Here is a 17,627-nt window from a genome sequence, read left to right on the forward strand (position 1 = left end):
GGGCCGGCGCGGGCCGCGGCGTTTCCGGTGCGCGCTCAGCCCTGCCGGTCGAGGTCGGCGAGGGTGGCGCGCAGCCAGTCCAGTTCGGCCGTGGTGGTCGCGCGGGCGATCAGCAGCATCCCGCGCCGGAACGGGTCGGCCACCTCCTCGGCGCCCACCGGCCGGTCGCCGTCGTAGAAGAAGCTGGCTGGCTCGTCCAGGAAGGCGAGCCGGCGCCGGAGCACGGCGGCCTGGGCGGCCGGCTCGCCGTCGAGGTGGCGCAGGAAGGCGAGCACGGTGAACCACCGGTTCTCGTCGCTGACGTCCAGTTCGTCCGGGGTGCGCAGCCGCTCCAGCAGGGCGGCCCGGCCGGCGTCGGTCAGCCGCAGGGTGTGCCGGGGTGCGGCGGCGGCGCCGGGCTCGGTGGCGCGTACCAGCAGGCCGTCGGACTCCAGCCGCTTGATCGCCGGGTAGAGCGTGCCGTCGCTGAGCGGCCGCACGTGGCCGGTGAGCGCGGCGAGGTGGCGCCGCAGTTCGTAGCCGTGCAGGGGCCGGTCGTGGAGGAACCCGAGGATCGCGAGCTTCAGCATGGGGCCACTCTCCCAGATCCGGCCGGAGATATCTCGATGTTGCTATACCTCGATGTCGAGGTATGGTCTCCCCGGCGCCCCGGGAACGGCCCGGCGCGCCGATCGGACGACCGCAGGAGGAGCACGACCGTGCGCGATGCCACCGTCACCCCGAACGGCGACCGGATCCGCTGGGTGGAGATCCCCGGCCGGGAGCCCGTCCGCCTCTACCTGCACGGCCTCGGCGCCAGCTCGCCCGTCTACTACGCAGCAGCCGCCGCCCACCCGCTGCTCACCGGGCACCGCTCGCTCCTGCTGGACCTGCTCGGCTTCGGCATCAGCGACCGGCCCGCCGACTTCCCCTACACCCTGGAGGCGCACGCCGACGCCGTCGCCGCGGCCGTCCGCGCGGCCGGGGTGGAGCGGGTGGAGGTGATCGGCCACAGCCTGGGCGGCGCGATCGCGGTCGCACTGGCCCACCGGCACCCCGGACTGGTCGCCGGGCTGGTGCTGGTCGACGCCGTCATCGACCCGGTCACCCCGGCCCCGGGCCCGGGTGCCAGCGGCATCGCGAGCTTCACCGAGGAGGAGTTCCTGGCCGGCGGCAGGGAGCAGGCGGAGTACTGGGCGGGCCCGTTCTGGTGGGCCACCATGCGGCTGGCCGGCCCCGAGGCGCTCCACCGCAGCGCCGTCCACCGCTGCCGGGCGACCGCGCCGGCCCTGCGCGAGCAGCTGTACGGCCTGGACCTGCCGCGCACCTTCCTCTTCCCCGCGGTCGACGGCGAGCTGCCCGGGGCGGACGGCCTGCGGGCGGCGGGCGTAGTGCTGGAGGCGGTGCCGGGCTGCGGGCACAACATCATGATCGACAATCCGGAGGGCTTCGCGAGGGCCGTCGCCGCCGCGCTGGCGTAGGGTCGTCCCGTGTCCGCCGTGCCGATCCGGGTCCCCGAGGCGCTGACCGCCTCCCTCGTCGAGTCCCTCGGGGCGGACGGGCAGGCCTGGGTCCGCCGACTGCCCGCGCTCGCCGGGGAGTTGGCGGAGCGCTGGGACCTGCGGCCGGACGGTGCGCCCGCGCACGGCGTGGTCGGCCTGGTGCTGCCCGTCCGGCGGGCCGACGGCACCGGCGCCGCGCTCAAGCTCCAGCCCGTGGACGAGGAGACGGCCGGCGAACCGCTCGCCCTGCGCGCCTGGGCCGGGCGGGGCGCCGTCCGGCTGCTCGACCACGACCCGGCCACCGGCTCGATGCTGCTGGAACGCCTCGACCCCGCGCGCTCCCTGCTCGCCGTCCCCGACGACCTGGCCGCCACCGGCGTCCTCGCGGACCTGTTGGGCGAACTGACGTCATGCCGGGCACCTCGTGGGGTGCGGAAACTGGCGGATGTCGCGGACGCCGTGCTCGCGGACGTCCCCCGGGCGCGCGGCGAACTGGCGGGGGAGGGCGACCGCCGGCTGCTCGCCGACCTCGCGGCCGCCCTGCGCGAGGTCCGGCCCGAACCGGGCGACCGGCTGCTCCACTGGGACCTGCACTACGGCAACGTGCTCGCCCCGCCCGGCCCCGACGCCCGCGCCCCCTGGCTCGCCATCGACCCCAAGCCCCTGTCCGGCGACCCGGGGTTCGAACTCCTCCCCGCCCTGCACAACCGCTGGTCAGACCTCGTCGCCACCGGCGACCTCCCGCGCGCCCTGCGCCGCCGCTTCGACCTGATGACCGACCGCCTCGCCCTGGACCGCGACCGCGCCGTCCGCTGGACCCTCGCCCGCGTGCTGCAGAACGTCCTGTGGGACGTGGAGGACGGCGGGAAGGTCATCGATGAAGGCCAACGGGCTGTCGCCCTGGTCCTGTTGGGGCGGTAGCGCGGGTTCCTCGCCCCGCTCGACGGCGATCACCCCGGCGGTGGTCCGCCGCCCGACCTGCGGACCCCGTCCAGGGCCACCGCGCCCCCGGAGGAGCGGGTGACCTCGGTGGCGACCCCGTGGCAGAGGCCGCCGACCCGGATCGTCGACGGAGAGCGCTGTACGGCCCGGCCGTCCGAGGCCCCGGTCATGCCGGTCGGCCGGGGAGGACGGCGAAGCGCACCGGGGTGCCCGGGCGGGCCTGGGCCGCGGCGGCGAGGTCGGCGGACGGCACCACGCCGACCACCGGGTAGCCGCCGGTGGTCGGATGGTCGGCCAGGAAGACCACCGGCAGGCCGTCCGGGGGGACCTGCACCGCTCCCAGCACCATGCCCTCGCTGGGCAGTTCCTCCTCCCGGGCGCGGTCGAGCGGCGGGCCCTCGGTGCGCAGCGCGATCCGGTTGCTGGCGGCGGCGACCCGGTAGGGCGCGCGGGCGAGCCGGGCCGCGGCGTCCGGGGTGAACCAGTCGGCGCGCGGGCCGAGCCGCAGCCGCAGCACCAGTTCGGCGGGGGGAGCGGGCAGCGGGACCAGTTCGGGGGCGGGCCCGAGCGGTGGCCGTGGGCCGACCGGCAGGCGGTCGCCGTCGGCCAGCGGGGCCGGGCCGAGCCCGGAGAGCAGATCGGCCGAACGGCTGCCGAGCACCGGAGGGACGGCGATCCCGCCCGCCACCGCCAGGTAGGCGCGGACTCCGGCGGTCGCCGGACCGATGTCCAGCACCGCCCCGGCCGGCACCAGCACCGGCGCCCCCCAGGCGGCGGGCCGCCCGTCCACCCGCACCGGCGACGGCGCCCCGGTCACCGCCACCACCAGCGGCCGCGACGCCCGCACCGCGACCCCGCCCAACGTGGTCTCGACACCCGCCGCTCCGGCCGCATTGCCCACCAGCCGGTTGGCCGCCCGCAACGCCGGCTCGTCCAACGCCCCGGCCCGCGGCACCCCGAGATGCGCGACCCCGGTCCGCCCGAGGTCCTGCACGGTGCTGAGGGGGCCGGAGCGCACCACGGTCAACGCGTCCGTCATGTCGTCCCTTCGGTCTTCAGCGGCCGCGGCGCGTGCGTCGTGACCCCGCCCAGCGTGCTTTCGACACCCGGGGGGCCCGGTCGCATCACGACCATCGCGTTCGTCACGTTGCTCGTTCGGCCGCGGACGGGGGCAGGGGGCCCAGCACCGCGGTCACTGCGTGCGCCACCTCGCCCGTCCTGGGATTCTGCACACCCGGGCGGACCGGCGCGCTCCGCGGCCCCGTCCGGCCTGCCGCGCCCCGGCGAGGCCGACCGGCACCCTCGCCGGGGCGTGGCAGCGGACCGGGAGCCCGGCGGCCCGTCGGGGTGCTCGGCCGTCGGCGGATCGGCAGGGGTGTCCGGTGCTGTCCCGGGGCGGAGCGCTCGGTGGACGCCTGCCTGCCGTACCCGTGGCCGGGCCCGCGGGTGCCCCGCCGGTGCCCCGCCACCTGCGCCTGCGGGGGCCGCCGTGCGGCTGCGCCGTGCGTGGGGGCGTACTGCCGAGGTCCGGCCCGGCCCGCTGCGCCCGTCACCTCGTGTCCTCCAGGGTGAAGCGGACGCGGGTGCCCGGGGCGAGGAGGGCGGGTGGGGTGCGGGTGGGGTTCCAGAGGGGCAGGGTGGTGCGGCCGAGGAGTTGCCAGCCACCGGGGGAGGGGTGGGGGTAGACGCCGGTGTAGGGGCCGGCCAGGGCGACCGAGCCGGCCGGGACGCTGCTGCGCGGGGTGGCGCGGCGGGGGACCTCGTACCGCTCGGGCAGGCCGGTCAGGTACCCGAAGCCGGGGGCGAAGCCGCAGAACGCCACGACGTACTCGGGTTCCGTGTGGATCCGCACGGCCGCCTCGGGGGAGACGCCCCAGAGGCGGGCGACCTCCGTGAGGTCCGCGCCGTCGTAGACGGTCGGCACCTCGACGAGCGGGCCGGTGGCGGCGGCCGCCGGGTCGGGGCGGGCCGTCCGCAGTAGGCGGGCGAGCGCGTCGACGTCCGCCACGCCGTCCAGCAGGACGGTGCGGGCGGCGGGCACGATCTCCCCGACCGGCGGCAGCTCGCCCGCGGCCAGGCGCTCCCGCAGCCAGCCGTAGAGGGCGGTGACCTCGGCCGTGTCCGCGAGCTCCACCAGCAGCGCCCGCTCGCCCACCGGCCGGAACACCGCCTCCGGGCGGGTCATGTGAACGCCTCCACCCGGACGCCCGCCGAGGCGAGCGCGCCGCGGATCCGCCAGGCGAGCTGGGCGGCGCCGGGGGTGTCGCCGTGGACGCAGAGCGAGCGCGCCTGGACGGCGATCGGCTCGCCGCCGACGGCCTCCACGGAGCCGTCGCGGGCGATGCCGACCGCACGGGTGATGACCGTCTCGGGATCGTGGATCACGGCGTCGGGCTCGCGGCGGGGGACGAGGGTGCCGGCCCAGGTGTAGGCGCGGTCGGCGAACGCCTCGGTGACCACCGGCAGGCCGACGCCCTCGGCGACCGTCAGCAGCCGGGAGCCCGGCAGGCCGAGCACCGGCAGCGGGCCGTCGCTGACCGCGCCGGACCGCAGGATCCCGGCGACCACCGCCTCCGCCTGTTCGCCGTCGGCCACCACCCGGTTGTAGAGGGCGCCGTGCGGCTTGACGTAGGAGACCCGGGAGCCGGCGGCGCGGGCGAAGACCTGGAGGGCGCCGATCTGGTAGGCGATCTCGTCGGCCAGCTCGTCGGGCGGCACGTCCATCGCCCGGCGGCCGAAGCCCGCGAGGTCCCGGTAGGAGACCTGGGCGCCGATCCGTACGCCGCGCTCGGCCGCCAGCGCGCAGACCCGGCGCATGGTGGAGGGGTCCCCGGCGTGGAAGCCGCAGGCGACGTTGGCGCTGGTGACGACGGAGAGCAGGGCCTCGTCGTCGGTCAGCGTCCAGCGCCCGAACCCCTCGCCGAGGTCCGCATTGAGATCGATCACCGCATCGGCCACGCCGGTCCGCCTTCCAGCAGCTGTTGAGCCAGATGGTAGGGCCTGCGCCGGGGCTCGCCTCGCGCCGCTGGTCCGTACGGCTGTGACCAGCCGGACCGCGGCGCGGTCAGCCGGCCGCGACGGTCGGACGGTGTCCGGCCGCTTCGGCCCGCCCGACCAGCGGCCGCAGTGCGCGCAGCACGATGAGCAGCGGGACGGCGCCCACCACTCCGAACGACATGTCGACAAACCGCCAGTAGAGCGGGATTCCCCGCAGCGGCCCGCAGACCAGCGCGAGCGGGATGATCCCGGCGCAGGCGAGCACCGCCCAGCGGATCGCCCGGACATTGCGCACCGGGTCCTTGATCGGACCCCAGAACGCCGCCGCGATCACCAGGTGGGCGAAGGCGAGCCAGTCGGTGCCGTAGGCGAGGAAGGGGTAGCGGGCGTTGGTCTCGGCAAGGCCGTCGCGGGTCCGTTCGATCCACTCCAGCAGGGCGGGGAAGCGGTCGGTCACCGGGGCTCCGGGGCCGGCGGCCAGTTCGGCGAGCCAGCGGGTCTCGCTCTCCAGCGGGAAGGCCGTCAGTCCGCTCAGCGCCAGGCACACCGCGAAGGTCCACAGCCGGCGGCGGACCCGCCGCAGGGCCGCCCGTTCGCCGTCGGTCGCGTCGTTCATCTGCGTCCACCCCGGGGCCGGGGGCACGTCGAGGACATGCCGAAGGTGCAGGTCGGGCTGCTCCCGTCTGCTCGTGCCGACTCCAGACCCCAGAATTGAACGCGTTCAACATCCCATCCGGGGCGTCCCGGCGACCGCCCCCGGCCCCGCCCGCCCGGCTGTCCGAAAGGTCCGTTTCGGTCGATGTCGGCCCCTGCCTCTAGTCTTGTCCCCCGTGACCGTCATCGCCGACCAGCCCACCGAGCACGGCCCCCGGCCGCCCGCCGGGTCCGCCGTCGCCGCCGCGCGGCCCGCGCCGGGCCCCGCCGCCGACGAGGGCCTCGCCCGCCGGCTCAAGGCGCTGGCCTGCACCGCCCCGCTGCACGACCTGGACAACCGCAAGGTGATGCTGGCCGGCGAGTACGGCGGCTACGCGATGGCCGAGGTCGGCCTCGCCGCGATCGACCTGGTCACCCTCAACATGGACTTCGACACCGGCGCCGACCGCGAGACGGTGCTCGCCCGGCTGCTGCCCCGGGTCGCCGCCCAGGCGCCCGGCCGCTCGACCGCCGAGCACCAGCGGGTCGGCCGCTGGGTGCTGGAGTCGCTGATCAACGTCGGCAGCGTCGACCGGGGCTTCCGCGCCGTCTACGGCACCTTCGGCGCCGACGGCGAGTACGTCCGCCGCGACTACGACTTCAAGCTGATCGAGGAGGTCCCGGGCCCCGACGGCGGCGTCTACCTGCGCACCACCGACGAGGCGGTCAACGTCCTGGTCGGCGCCCTGGACACCGACGTCACCTCCGCCCAGATCGCCGCCGAGGTCAAGCTGGAGGTGCTCATCCGGCGCGGCCGCCTGGCCGACGCCCAGCTCGCCGCCGAGCAGGCCCGCTACCGCACCGTCCAGTACGCCGAGACGCTGCGCCGCGCCCTGGAGGCCACCCGCCGCAACGTCCGCGCCGTCGACTGGATGCGGGCCATCCCGGACCTCATCGACGAGGCGCTCGACCACATCGCCGACCGCTACCGGCACGAGAACGCGATCCTCACCAACATCCGCAAGGCCCGCGACGAGGCGGAGGAGCCCGAGCACAAGCGCCGCGCCGCCGAGCTGGTCGACATCGTCAAGGACTGCATCCGCCGCCACACCCAGCTCCAGACCCGGCTCCTGGAGGCCGGCCCGCTGTTCCGCGCCGAGCAGGACCGGCAGGCCTTCGCCACCCCCGGCGCCCGCAGCGGCATCGACCTCTACGGCCAGCTGCTCGCCCCGGTGCTCCGGCTGCCGATAGCGCAGGCCGTCCACCCCACCGGCGCCTTCTTCGCCCGCGGCACCGGCCTGCGCACCCCCGTCTCGGTACGCGTCGCCGACCTGGTCGACCTGCTGCTCACCCCGCCGGTCGAGCGGGAGCACCTCGGCGCCGAGCTGCCCGACCCGGACCTCGTCGCCACCCCGGACGACAGCCGGTTCTCCGAGGCCCAGCTGGAGGCCGCCCTCGACCTGCTCGACCTGCCCGCCGACGCGCCCCGCCGGCTCTCCGGACTGCTCGCCGAGGCCCGCGCGCAGGACCCGGAGCTCCCGTACCTGGTCGCCCTGCTCGCCGTGCACGCGGCCAGCCCCCCGGTCGGCACCGCCTACCGGCAGGGCGAGGAGCGGCTGCTCTTCGCCGTCGACGACGGCACCCCGCTGCACGACCGGGAGTTCGGCGGCGCCGACCTCATCGTCGGCAGCGCCCTGCTCGACGCCGCCGGCATGGCCGCCGACCGCAAGGACGCCGGCTGACCCCCGGCCGGACCGGCCGACCGGCCGGGCAACCGACCCGCACCCCGCCCGCACCCCCGCACCGCCCCGAGGAGCACCGCCCGTGACGACCCACCACGACACGTCCTGGGCGCCCGAGACCGAACCGGCCGCCCCCGCGCCGATCACCCCGGCCGACGTCGCCGACGCCGCCCGCCTGGTCTCCTTCGGCCTCCAGGCCAAGCTGCTCCCCGCCCGCGACGCCGAGTACGCCGAACTCGTCCGCCGCCACCGCGAGGACCCCCCGTTCGCCCGCCTCGCCGACGCCGTCGCCACCGGCATGGGCCTGGTCGTGCTGGAGGTCTCCCCGCGCGCCGGCATGGCTGTCGCCGCCGCCGAGGACTCCGTCTTCGCCGTCCGGATGGGCGACTACTCGCGCCGCGCCGCCTCGGAGTCCACCGACCGCTTCCTGCACGGCCTCGCCCACCTGGCCGTCGCCGCGATGGCCTTCCCCCGCCCCGAGGACCTCGCCGACGACGGCTACCTCGGCCGGATCACCGTCAACGGCATCGACTCCTTCGTCCGCCAGGCCTGCCGCCGCCTGGAGGAGCAGGCCGCCGCCGACGGCGACAACACCGACCCGCAGAGCGACGCGCCCGGCCTGGAGGCCGCCTGGCGGGTCTGGGCCCGGCGCACCGCCACCGGCGCCACCAAGGACGCCCGCCGGCTCTCCGGCTCCACCATCGGCATCGTCGCCAAGGCCGTGCTGTTCCTGGTCGACTCCGGCTTCCTGCAGAAGGTCTCGGACGACGCCGGCGGCACCTACCGCACCACCGCCCGCTACCAGCTCCAGGTCCGCGACCTGGCCGGCACCGCCGCCATGGCGGAACTGCTCGACCTCGGCGTCGTCCCGGTCTCCGACGGCACCGCCACCCTGCTGCCCCCCGACACCGGGGACGACCTGGTCGCCGACGCCGGCCTGCCGTTCCACTCGCTCTGACGCCCCACCGGACCACCCCGCCGGCCCCCACCGGACCAGACCCTCCGACCCACCCGCCTCCTGGAGAACCGCCGCACATGTACGAGCTCAACCGGGTCCGCCTCTACTCGATCGGACCGGCCGGCGCCCGCTACGCCGACACGGTGCTCGACCTGCGCGGCGTCGGCGAGCCCGTCGCCGACCCGGCGCCCCAGCAGATCGGCCTGTTCGGCGAGGAGGCCGACGGCCCGGTCCGCCGCCCCGCCCCGGCCGGCGTGCTCTTCCTGGAGAACGGCGGCGGCAAGTCCGTCCTGCTCAAGCTGATCTTCTCGGTCATGCTCCCCGGCCACCGCAACACCCTCGGCGGCGCCAGCTCCGGCGTACTGCGCAAGTTCCTGCTCGCCGACGACTGCGGCCACGTCGCCCTGGAGTGGCAGCACACCGTCACCGGCGAGCCGATCGTGGTCGGCAAGGTCAGCGAGTGGCGCGGGCGCCAGGTCTCCTCGGACCCGCGCAAGTTCGCCGAGACCTGGTACTCCTTCCGCCCGGGCCCCGGCCTCACCCTGGACTCCCTCCCGGTCGCCGAGCGGGTCAGCCTGGCCGGCGACCAGAAGGCCCGCGGCCGCCGCCGCACCATGAAGGGCTTCCGCGACGCCCTCACCGAGGCCGGCAAGGCCCACCCCCACCTCGACCTGGTCTTCGAGGACGGCCACGACCGCTGGACCGAACACCTCGGCGAACTCGGCCTCGACCCCGAACTCTTCCGCTACCAGCGCGAGATGAACGCCGACGAGGGCGAGGCGGCCGGCCTCTTCGCGGTCAAGCAGGACAAGGACTTCACCGACCTGCTGCTGCGCGCCGTCACCGACACCCGGGACACCGACGGCCTCGCCGACCTCGTCCACGGCTTCGCCGCCAAGCTCGGCCTGCGCTCCGAACTCACCGCCGAACGCGACTTCACCGCCGGCTCGCTGGAGCTGCTGGAACGGATCGCCGAGGCCACCACCGCCCGCGAGACCGTCCGCGAGGGCCACCGCACCGCCGAACGCCGCGCCCGTCGGCTCGCCCACGCCCTCGCCTCCCGCGCCGCCGCCGAACGCGACCGCGCCGAGGACCTCGCCGTCGAGGTCGCCGCCGCCGCGAGCGCCGTCACCGCCGCCGAGAGCGACCGCACCAGGCACACCCTGATCGCCGCCGAACTCACCCACCGGCACGCCTCGCTGGCCCTGGCCGCCGCCACCACCGAGGCCGCCGCCCTGCGCCGCGAACTCACCGACGCCCGCACCCTGCACTCCGCCTGGCAGGCCGCCGAGGCCGTGCTGCGCCACCGCGCCGCCGCCGACCGGGTCGGCCGGGTCGCCGCCGCGATCCGCGAGGCCGAGCTGGACGCCGCCCCCGCGCTGGCCGCCCGCGCCCGCGCCGCCACCGCCCTGGCCCGCGCCCTGGAGGGCGCCGCCGCGGCCGCCGAGGAGCGCGCCGACACCGAGGAGCAGCGCGCCGCCGAACTCCAGGCCGACGGCTCCAAGGCCCAGAACGACGCCACCGAGGCCGCCACCGCCGCCCAGAAGGCCCGCAGCGAGGCCGAGCACCTGCGCCAGCGCCTCGCCGAGGTCGAGCAGGAGACCGCCGCCGCCGTCGAGGCAGGCTTCATCGACACCGACGGCGACGTCGACCCGGCCCGTGCCGCCCTGCACGCCGCCGACGTCGAGAAGGCCGCCGCCGCGGCCCTCGCCCAGGCCCGCACCAGCGCCGAGGCCGCCGCCGGCCGACTGCGCGAGGCCACCGCCGCCACCGGCCGCGCCGAACTCGCCGCCGCCCGCGCCACCGACGCCCGCAAGGCCGCCGCCCAGGCGCTCGCGACCGAGCAGCGCACCGCCGCCCTGCTCGCCACCGAGCCCCGGCTCGCCGACCTGCTCTCGCTCACCCCGTACCAGGACTCCGCGGAGGAGGACGCCGGCTTCCTCACCCCCGCCCTCCTCGACCGCAACGCCGAGTACCTGCGCGAACTCCTCGACGAGGCCATCGCCACCGCCGAGCGCACCCTGTTCGACCTGCGCACCGCCGCCGCCGACGACTCCCGGATCCTCGCCGCGCTCGGCGACGGCGGCCTGCTGCCGCCCGGCCCGGACGTCCTCGCCACCGTCGAGTACCTCGCCGAGCACGGCATCCCCGCCCTGCCCGGCTGGCGCTACCTCGCCCAGTCCGTCGACCCGGCCGACCACGAGGCGATCCTCGCCGCCCGCCCCGAACTCGTCGACGGCGTGGTGGTCACCGACCCCACCTCCCTCGACCGGGCCCGCGAGGCGCTGCGCGCCGCGGCCCTGCTGCCCCGCTCCACCGTCGCGGTCGGCGCCGCCGCCTCGCTGATCGCCCCGATCACCGACGAGCCCGCGTTCTTCCTGGTGCCGCCGAACCCGGCCATGCACGACGAGTCCGCCGCCGACGACGAGCGCCGCGAACTGCGCGCCCGCGCCACCGCCCGCGAGGAGCACATCCGCGAACTCGCCGCCCGCCTCGGCGGCGACCGCGCGCTCGCCGCCCGCCTCGCCTCCTGGCACGCCAGCTGCCCGCCCGGCACCCTCGCCGAACTCGCCGCCGCCGCCGAGACCGCGCGCGAGCACGCCGAGCAGGCCGCCGCCGCCCTGGCCACCCTGCGCGCCGAGCACGACGAGGCCGAGACCGACCACGCCGCCGCCGCCTCGGCCCACGAGGAGCACCGGGAGAGCGCGCAGCGCGCCCGCCGCCGCGCCGACGCCCTCTCCGGCCTCGCCTTCCGGCTGCGCGAGCGCGCCAACTGGAGCCGCCGCCAGCGCGAACTCGCCGAGGACGCCGCCGAGTGCGACCGCCGCCAGGCCGTCTGCGCCGAACGCGCCCGCACCTGCGACGAGGACCGCCGCGCCGCCCAGCGCGCCGCCGACGACGCCCGCCGCACCGCCCGGACCCTGCGCGCCGAGCGCGCCGAGATCTCCGCCGCCGAGCAGTCCGACGAACCGGCCGAGGCCGCCCCCGCCGCGCTGCCCGCCCTGCGCGAGGCCTACCGTTCGGCCGCCCAGCTCTACGAGAAGGTCGGCGTCGGCGCCGACCTGCGCGCCGAACAGGCCCGCGCCGAAGGCGACGAGGCCGCCGCCGCGGCCGAACTCGACCGCCTCACCAACAAGGTCCGCGTCCGCGCCGAGGAACTGCTCAACAGCCCCGACGGCGCCGACGGCCCGGCCCGCCAGGCCGCCGCCGCCCGCGCCGAGGAACTCGTCGCCACCATCGAGGCCCGCGCCGCCGCCGCCAGCGAGCAGCTCGGCCGGCTGCGCGGCGAGGCCGAACGCTCCGCCCCCGCCGACGGCGAGGCCCACACCGAGCTGCCCGAGGACCTCGTCCCCACCGACCCCGAGCACGCCCAGACCCTGCTGCGCAGCGCCACCAGCCGGCTCGCTGAACGCCGCGAGGCCGTCGACGCCGCCCGCACCGCGCACGCCGACCTCCAGCGCACCTCCGATGCCGCCCAGGCCGCCGCAGCCGACTTCGACGAGCACGCCGGCCAGCTCCGCGACGGCCTGCGCGAGCACCAGGACGACTCCGAGTCCCTGGTCGAGCCGTACCTCGGCGCCCTCGCCGAGGCCCGCACCGCCGCCGCCGAGGCCCGCCGGGCCCTGCGCACCGCCGCCGGCGAGCTGTCCTCCGCCGAACTCGCCGTCCGCGACGCCTCGGACGCGCTGGTCCGGCACGCCAACGCGGCCCGCTACGAGGCCGTCCGCACCCCGGCCCGCCAGCAGATCCGCGAACTGCCCGCCGCCGCGCTGCCCGACCACGCCGCCAACTGGGCCGCGGCCTTCGCCCCCCGGCTGCGCGTGCTCACCGACGAACTCGCCCAGCTGGAACGCAACCGCGGCTCGATCGTCGACCGCCTGCGCGGCCTGGTCGAGTCCTCGCTGACCACCCTGCGCGCCGCCCAGCGCCTCTCCCGGCTGCCCGAGGGCCTGGGGGAGTGGTCCGGCCAGGAGTTCCTGCGGATCCGCTTCGAGGACCCGGACCACGCGACCCTGGTGGAGCGCCTCGGCGAGGTCATCGACGAGGCCACCCGCGCCGCCGTCCGCAAGAACAGCGACCTGCGCCGCGACGGCATGTCGCTGCTGCTGCGCGGAGTCGCCGCCGCGATCGGCCCCAAGGGCGTGGCCGTCGAGATCCTCAAGCCGGACGCGGTGCTGCGCGCCGAGCGGGTGAGCGTCGGCCAGATGTCCGACGTGTTCTCCGGCGGCCAGCTGCTCACCGCGGCCATCGCGCTGTACTGCACGATGGCGGCGCTGCGCGCCAACGACCGCGGCCAGTCCCAGCTGCGGCACGCGGGCACGCTGTTCCTGGACAACCCGATCGGCCGCGCCAACGCCACCTACCTGCTGGAGCTCCAGCGCGCGGTGGCCGACGCCCTCGGCGTCCAGCTGATCTACACCACCGGCCTGTTCGACACCACCGCGCTCGCCGAGTTCCCGCTGGTCATCCGGCTGCGCAACGACGCAGACCTGCGGGCCGGCCTGAAGTACATCTCGGTGGAGGAGCACCTTCGCCCGGGCCTGCCCGCGGCGCCGGACCCGGACGGCCCGGCCGTCCACGGCGAGATCACCGCCACCCGGATGTTCAAGCGCCCGGCGGAGGTTCCCGCCCAGTCGTGACCCTCGTACCGTGGGGCCCATGCTGACGATCGCTCACTTCAGTGACATCCATCTCGGCCAGGACCACCACGGGGACGCGGGGGAGCGCGCCCGGCGGCGGGCCGAGCAGGTGGTGGCGTACCTCGACGCCCTGCCCGGCCCGCTGGACGTGGTGCTGGTCACCGGCGACCTCGCCGACCACGGCCTGGCCGCCGAGTACCGGGAGGTCGCCGAGGTGCTGGCCTCCCGGCACCCGGTGCTGCTCTGCCCCGGCAACCACGACGTGCGCGGGCCGTACCGGGAGGTGCTGCTCGGGGAGGCGCCGTCCGGCGGCCCGGTCAACCGGCTGCACGCGCTGCCCGGTGCCGACGTGCTGATGCTCGACTCCTCGATCCCGGGGCGGGACGACGGCCTGCTCGACGAGGAGACCCTCGGCTGGCTGGACCGCACCCTCGCCGACGGCCCGGCGGAGCGTCCCGCGCTGGTGGCCTTCCACCACCCGCCGGTCACCCTGCACCTGCCGTACGTGGACCCGATCCGCCAGTTCGGCGGGGAGCGGTTCGCCGAGGTGCTGGACCGCCACCCCCGGGTGCGGGCGCTGCTCTGCGGTCACGCGCACACCGGGGCGGCCACACTCTTCGCCGGGCGGCCGCTGCTGGTCGCGCCGGGCGTGGTCTCCACGGTCGCACTGCCCTTCGAGGGCTTGCCGGAGGTCGCCTTCGGGCAGCCGCCGGTGCTCGCCTTCCATCTGCTGGACGACGAGGGCCGGTTGACCACCCACTACCGGGTGGTCAACCCTGCCTGACGCGGCGCCGGGCCGCCCGGGTACGGCGGCCCGGCCGGCGGCTGGTAGGGCTGCTGGTACGGCGGCTGCGGCGGGCGCGGGCGCTGCTGGTACTGGGACTGCGGATACTGGGCCTGCGGGTACGCCGGGCGCTGCTGCTGCGAGCGGCCCGCCGGTGCGCGGCTGCCGGCCATCGGCGAGGCGGAGTTGGGCGTGCGCATCCGCTGCGCGGCGACCTGGCGGGAGATCAGGATCTCCAGCAGGCACCACATCGTGCCGAACACCCCCACCCCCATTGCCATCAGCGCCGGTGTCATCAGCCAGCTGTCGGCGTACGAGGACAGTGTCGCCACCACGATGCCCACCAGGGTGAACGACAGGCAGAGCACCGCTCGGACGACGGCCCTGCGGACCTCGTCGGGAAGACGGCGGCGACGGCGGGCGGTTGGCATCGGGCGACCCCCAGGCGCGGACGGGTGGCGGACACGAGCGCGGCGGGCGCCGAGTCTACGCCCCCGCGCTCCACTCTGCCCTGTCGTACCCGGACTATGCGCGCGAATCCCCCGAACCGACACCAAATCGTGTGATCCGGCCCGGAACGTACCGAACGCCCTGCCGAACGTCCCGCCGGTTCAGCCGAGTTGCTCGTTCAGCTCGGCCAGCGCGCCCTCGACGATGGTCCGCATCGCCTGCTCGGCCCGCCCGGCGTCCCCCGCGCAGACCGCCTCGGCGACCTCGCGGTGCAGCCGGATCGCGTACGGCTCCGGCTGATGGGGCATCAGATGGTACTCGGTCCGGCCGGTCAGCACCGCACCGACGGTGTCCTTGAGGTGGGCGAACATCTCGTTGCGCGAGGCCCGCAGCACGGTGGCGTGGAAGTCGATGTCGTGCTGGAGGAAGGTGTCCAGGTCGGCGGCGCGCGCGGTCATCGTCAGTTCGACCGCGAGCGCGCTCAGCCGGCGCCGCTCGTCGTCGGTGGCGTGCCGGGCGGCGAGCGCGGCCGCGGCCGGCTCCACCGCGAGACGCAGCGAGCCCAGTGAGCGCAGCTGCGCGGACCGGTCGGCGCCGGCCAGCCGCCAGCGGATCACCAGCGGGTCGAAGACGTCCCAGTCCGACCTGGGCTGCACGGTGATGCCGACCCGGCGGCGGGAGGCCACCAGGCGCATCCCCTCCAGGATCCGGACCGCCTCGCGGACCACCGTCCGGGACACCCCGAACCGCTCCTCCAGCTCCTCGCCGCGCAGCACCGTGCCCTCGGGGACCTCCCCGGACGCGATGGCCGGCCCCAGTTCCGCGAGCAGTCGGCCGGGCAGGCCCTGGATCTCCATCCCGCCAGCCTAGACGGCGGCCCGTTCCCGGGCGGTGCCGCCCCCCGCCGAGACCCGGGCATAAAAGTATGACGATTTGGTTTCTCTCACTTGAATACGTCATACCTTTAGGGCGATAGTGGCGGCCAGGCAACGAAGGAGCACCACCCATGGGTCTCAGCGTCGAGAACCACGACACCCCCCTCGAACCCCTCACCGTCGTGGTGATGGGCGTCTCCGGTGTCGGCAAGACCACCCTGGCCCGGCTCCTGGCCGACCGTCTCGGGCTCCCCTTCGCCGAGGCGGACGACTTCCACCCGCCGGCCAACATCGCCAAGATGTCGGCGGGCGTCCCGCTGGACGACCGGGACCGCGAGCCCTGGCTGCGCGCCATCGGCGCCTGGCTCAAGGAGCGCACCGAGGACGGCACCGGTGGCGTGGTCACCTGCTCCGCGCTGAAGCACGGCTACCGCGACATCCTGCGCGCGGCCGACCCGGACGCCTGGTTCCTGCACCTCAGCGGCCGGACCGAACTGGTCGAGGACCGACTCTCGCACCGCACCGGCCACTTCATGCCCACGTCGCTGCTCGGCTCGCAGTACGCCGCCCTGGAACCCCTCGGCCCGGACGAGCGCGGCGCCGTCCTGGACGTCGGGCCGAGCCCCGAAGAACTCGTCGAGAAGGCCGTCGCCCTGCTGCGGCCCGTCAATGGAGACCTCGCGTGACCCCCACCCTCACCGTGCTGGCGGCCGCCCCACCGGCCCTGCCGCACACCAGCAGCGACTCCCAGCTGCTGCTCGCCGTCCTGCTCGGCATCGGCGTCATCGTCCTGCTGATCACCAAGCTCAAGCTGCACCCGTTCCTCGCCCTGATCCTCGGATCGGGCGTGCTGGCCGCCGTCGCGGGCGCGCCGTTCGACAAGCTGCTCACCAGCTTCTCCAGCGGCTTCGGCTCCACCGTCGCGGGCGTCGGCCTGCTGATCGGCCTGGGCGCGATGCTCGGCAAGCTGCTCGCCGACTCCGGCGGCGCCAACATCATCGCGGACACCGTGCTCTCCCGCTCCGGCCCCAGGGCGCTGCCCTGGGCGATGGCGCTGATCGCCGCCGTGCTCGGCCTGCCGCTGTTCTTCGAGGTCGGCGTGGTGCTGCTGATCCCGATCGTGCTGCTGGTGGCCCGCCGGGGCAACGTCCCGCTGATGCGGGTCGGCATCCCGGCGCTGGCCGGCCTCTCCGTGCTGCACGGCCTGGTGCCCCCGCACCCCGGCCCGCTGGTCGCGGTCGACGCGCTCAAGGCCGATCTGGGCATCACCCTGGCGCTCGGCCTGCTGATCGCCGTGCCGACGCTGATCATCGCCGGCCCGCTGTTCGCGCGCGTCGCCGAGCGCTGGGTCGGCCCGCTGGAGATCCCGCAGGCCGCCACCCCGGTGGAGACGGCCAAGCGCGAGCACACCCCGTCCTTCGGGGCCGTGCTGGTCACCATCCTGCTGCCGGTCATCCTGATGCTGGGCAAGGCGCTGGCGGACGTCGTCATCGACGACCCCGAGGCGATGCTGCAGCGGATCTTCGACTTCATCGGCTCCCCGCTGATCGCCCTGCTCGCCGCGACCCTGCTCGGCATGGTCACCCTGGGCAAGGCCGCCGGCTTCGACAAGGCCCGGATCTCCGACACCGTCGGCAAGTCGCTCGGCCCGATCGCCGGCATCGTCTTCATCGTCGGCGCGGGCGGCGGCTTCAAGCAGACCCTGATCGACGTGGGCGTCGGCAACGCGGTCAGCGAGTGGTCGTCCAAGTGGCACATCTCGGCGCTGCTGCTCGGCTGGCTGATCGCGGTGCTGATCCGGCTCGCCACCGGCTCGGCGACGGTCGCCACCATCACCGCGGCCGGCATCGTCGCCCCGCTGGCGGCGGACATGTCCTCCACCCACTCGGCCCTGCTGGTGCTGGCCATCGGCGCCGGCTCGCTGTTCCTGTCGCACGTCAACGACGCGGGCTTCTGGCTGGTGAAGGAGTACTTCGGGATGAGCGTCGGCCAGACGCTGAAGTCCTGGTCGGTGATGGAGACGGTGATCTCGGTGGTCGCGATCGCCCTGATCATGCCGCTCAGCCTGGTCATCTAGGCCGTCCGCAGGCCTGCCGACGACGAACGGGCGGGCGCTCCCTCGGGG

15 protein-coding genes are annotated in these 17,627 nt (G+C 75.9%); 8 read left to right on the forward strand and 7 right to left on the reverse strand.

The genetic code is table 11. The features are described 5' to 3' along the window. Window positions 1–35: 35 nt before the first annotated feature. Window positions 36–569 (reverse strand): PadR family transcriptional regulator, encoded by a 534-nt coding sequence (locus ACFU74_RS28755; protein ID WP_380761874.1) that lies wholly within the window; start codon window positions 567–569, stop codon window positions 36–38. Window positions 570–698: 129 nt separating this feature from the next. On the opposite strand from ACFU74_RS28755, the gene ACFU74_RS28760 reads away from it, so the two are divergent. Both ACFU74_RS28760 and ACFU74_RS28765 read left to right on the forward strand, forming a co-directional pair. Further along, window positions 699–1,460, forward strand: a complete 762-nt coding sequence (locus ACFU74_RS28760; RefSeq protein ID WP_380761876.1) for an alpha/beta fold hydrolase — start codon at window positions 699–701, stop codon at window positions 1,458–1,460. Window positions 1,461–1,469: 9 nt separating this feature from the next. After that, window positions 1,470–2,402, forward strand: a complete 933-nt coding sequence (locus tag ACFU74_RS28765; protein ID WP_380761878.1) for an aminoglycoside phosphotransferase family protein — start codon at window positions 1,470–1,472, stop codon at window positions 2,400–2,402. Between the two features lie 187 nt (window positions 2,403–2,589). On the opposite strand, the gene ACFU74_RS28770 is transcribed toward ACFU74_RS28765, so the two are convergent. The 4 genes from ACFU74_RS28770 to ACFU74_RS28785 all read right to left on the reverse strand — a co-directional run bounded on the left by ACFU74_RS28770 (window position 2,590) and on the right by ACFU74_RS28785 (window position 6,036). Further along, window positions 2,590–3,462 carry a biotin-dependent carboxyltransferase family protein gene (locus tag ACFU74_RS28770; protein ID WP_380761880.1) on the reverse strand — a complete coding sequence of 291 codons (873 nt, stop codon included), beginning with the start codon at window positions 3,460–3,462 and terminating at the stop codon, window positions 2,590–2,592. 510 nt (window positions 3,463–3,972) lie between these two features. Continuing rightward, window positions 3,973–4,608 carry a 5-oxoprolinase subunit PxpB gene (pxpB, locus tag ACFU74_RS28775; RefSeq protein ID WP_380761882.1) on the reverse strand — a complete coding sequence of 212 codons (636 nt, stop codon included), beginning with the start codon at window positions 4,606–4,608 and terminating at the stop codon, window positions 3,973–3,975. Next, the gene (locus ACFU74_RS28780) at window positions 4,605–5,381 is read right to left on the reverse strand and encodes a LamB/YcsF family protein (RefSeq protein WP_380761884.1); all 777 of its coding nucleotides are present in this window, start codon (window positions 5,379–5,381) and stop codon (window positions 4,605–4,607) included. Before ACFU74_RS28780 ends, pxpB begins: the two co-directional genes overlap by 4 nt. Before the next feature lie 106 nt (window positions 5,382–5,487). Beyond that, complete coding sequence (locus tag ACFU74_RS28785) at window positions 5,488–6,036, reverse strand: hypothetical protein (protein ID WP_380761886.1); 549 nt, start codon at window positions 6,034–6,036, stop codon at window positions 5,488–5,490. Between the two features lie 223 nt (window positions 6,037–6,259). Here ACFU74_RS28785 and ACFU74_RS28790 point away from each other — a divergent pair, with 223 nt between their 5' ends. From ACFU74_RS28790 to ACFU74_RS28805, 4 genes are all read left to right on the forward strand, one after another. After that, window positions 6,260–7,795 carry a hypothetical protein gene (locus ACFU74_RS28790; protein WP_380761902.1) on the forward strand — a complete coding sequence of 512 codons (1,536 nt, stop codon included), beginning with the start codon at window positions 6,260–6,262 and terminating at the stop codon, window positions 7,793–7,795. An 82-nt stretch (window positions 7,796–7,877) separates the two neighbouring features. Beyond that, complete coding sequence (locus ACFU74_RS28795; protein WP_380761888.1) at window positions 7,878–8,753, forward strand: hypothetical protein; 876 nt, start codon at window positions 7,878–7,880, stop codon at window positions 8,751–8,753. Between the two features lie 77 nt (window positions 8,754–8,830). Next, window positions 8,831–13,393 (forward strand): hypothetical protein, encoded by a 4,563-nt coding sequence (locus ACFU74_RS28800; RefSeq protein ID WP_380761890.1) that lies wholly within the window; start codon window positions 8,831–8,833, stop codon window positions 13,391–13,393. Window positions 13,394–13,412: 19 nt separating this feature from the next. After that, window positions 13,413–14,177: a metallophosphoesterase gene (locus ACFU74_RS28805; RefSeq protein WP_380761892.1), complete on the forward strand. Its 765-nt coding sequence runs from the start codon at window positions 13,413–13,415 to the stop codon at window positions 14,175–14,177. On the opposite strand, the gene ACFU74_RS28810 is transcribed toward ACFU74_RS28805, so the two are convergent. Further along, window positions 14,153–14,608, reverse strand: a complete 456-nt coding sequence (locus ACFU74_RS28810) for a hypothetical protein (protein WP_380761894.1) — start codon at window positions 14,606–14,608, stop codon at window positions 14,153–14,155. The two genes, ACFU74_RS28805 and ACFU74_RS28810, sit on opposite strands and share 25 nt — an antisense overlap. A gap of 180 nt (window positions 14,609–14,788) precedes the next feature. Next, on the reverse strand, window positions 14,789–15,484 hold the full coding sequence (locus tag ACFU74_RS28815; RefSeq protein ID WP_380761896.1) for a FadR/GntR family transcriptional regulator: 696 nt from the start codon (window positions 15,482–15,484) through the stop codon (window positions 14,789–14,791). A gap of 149 nt (window positions 15,485–15,633) precedes the next feature. Here ACFU74_RS28815 and ACFU74_RS28820 point away from each other — a divergent pair, with 149 nt between their 5' ends. Both ACFU74_RS28820 and ACFU74_RS28825 read left to right on the forward strand, forming a co-directional pair. Next, window positions 15,634–16,188, forward strand: coding sequence for a gluconokinase (locus ACFU74_RS28820; RefSeq protein WP_380761898.1), 555 nt, complete (start codon window positions 15,634–15,636; stop codon window positions 16,186–16,188). After that, on the forward strand, window positions 16,185–17,579 hold the full coding sequence (locus ACFU74_RS28825) for a gluconate:H+ symporter (protein ID WP_380761900.1): 1,395 nt from the start codon (window positions 16,185–16,187) through the stop codon (window positions 17,577–17,579). Before ACFU74_RS28820 ends, ACFU74_RS28825 begins: the two co-directional genes overlap by 4 nt. Window positions 17,580–17,627: the final 48 nt, after the last annotated feature.

This window comes from Kitasatospora sp. NPDC057500 (assembly GCF_042802195.1).
GTDB lineage: Bacteria > Actinomycetota > Actinomycetes > Streptomycetales > Streptomycetaceae > Kitasatospora.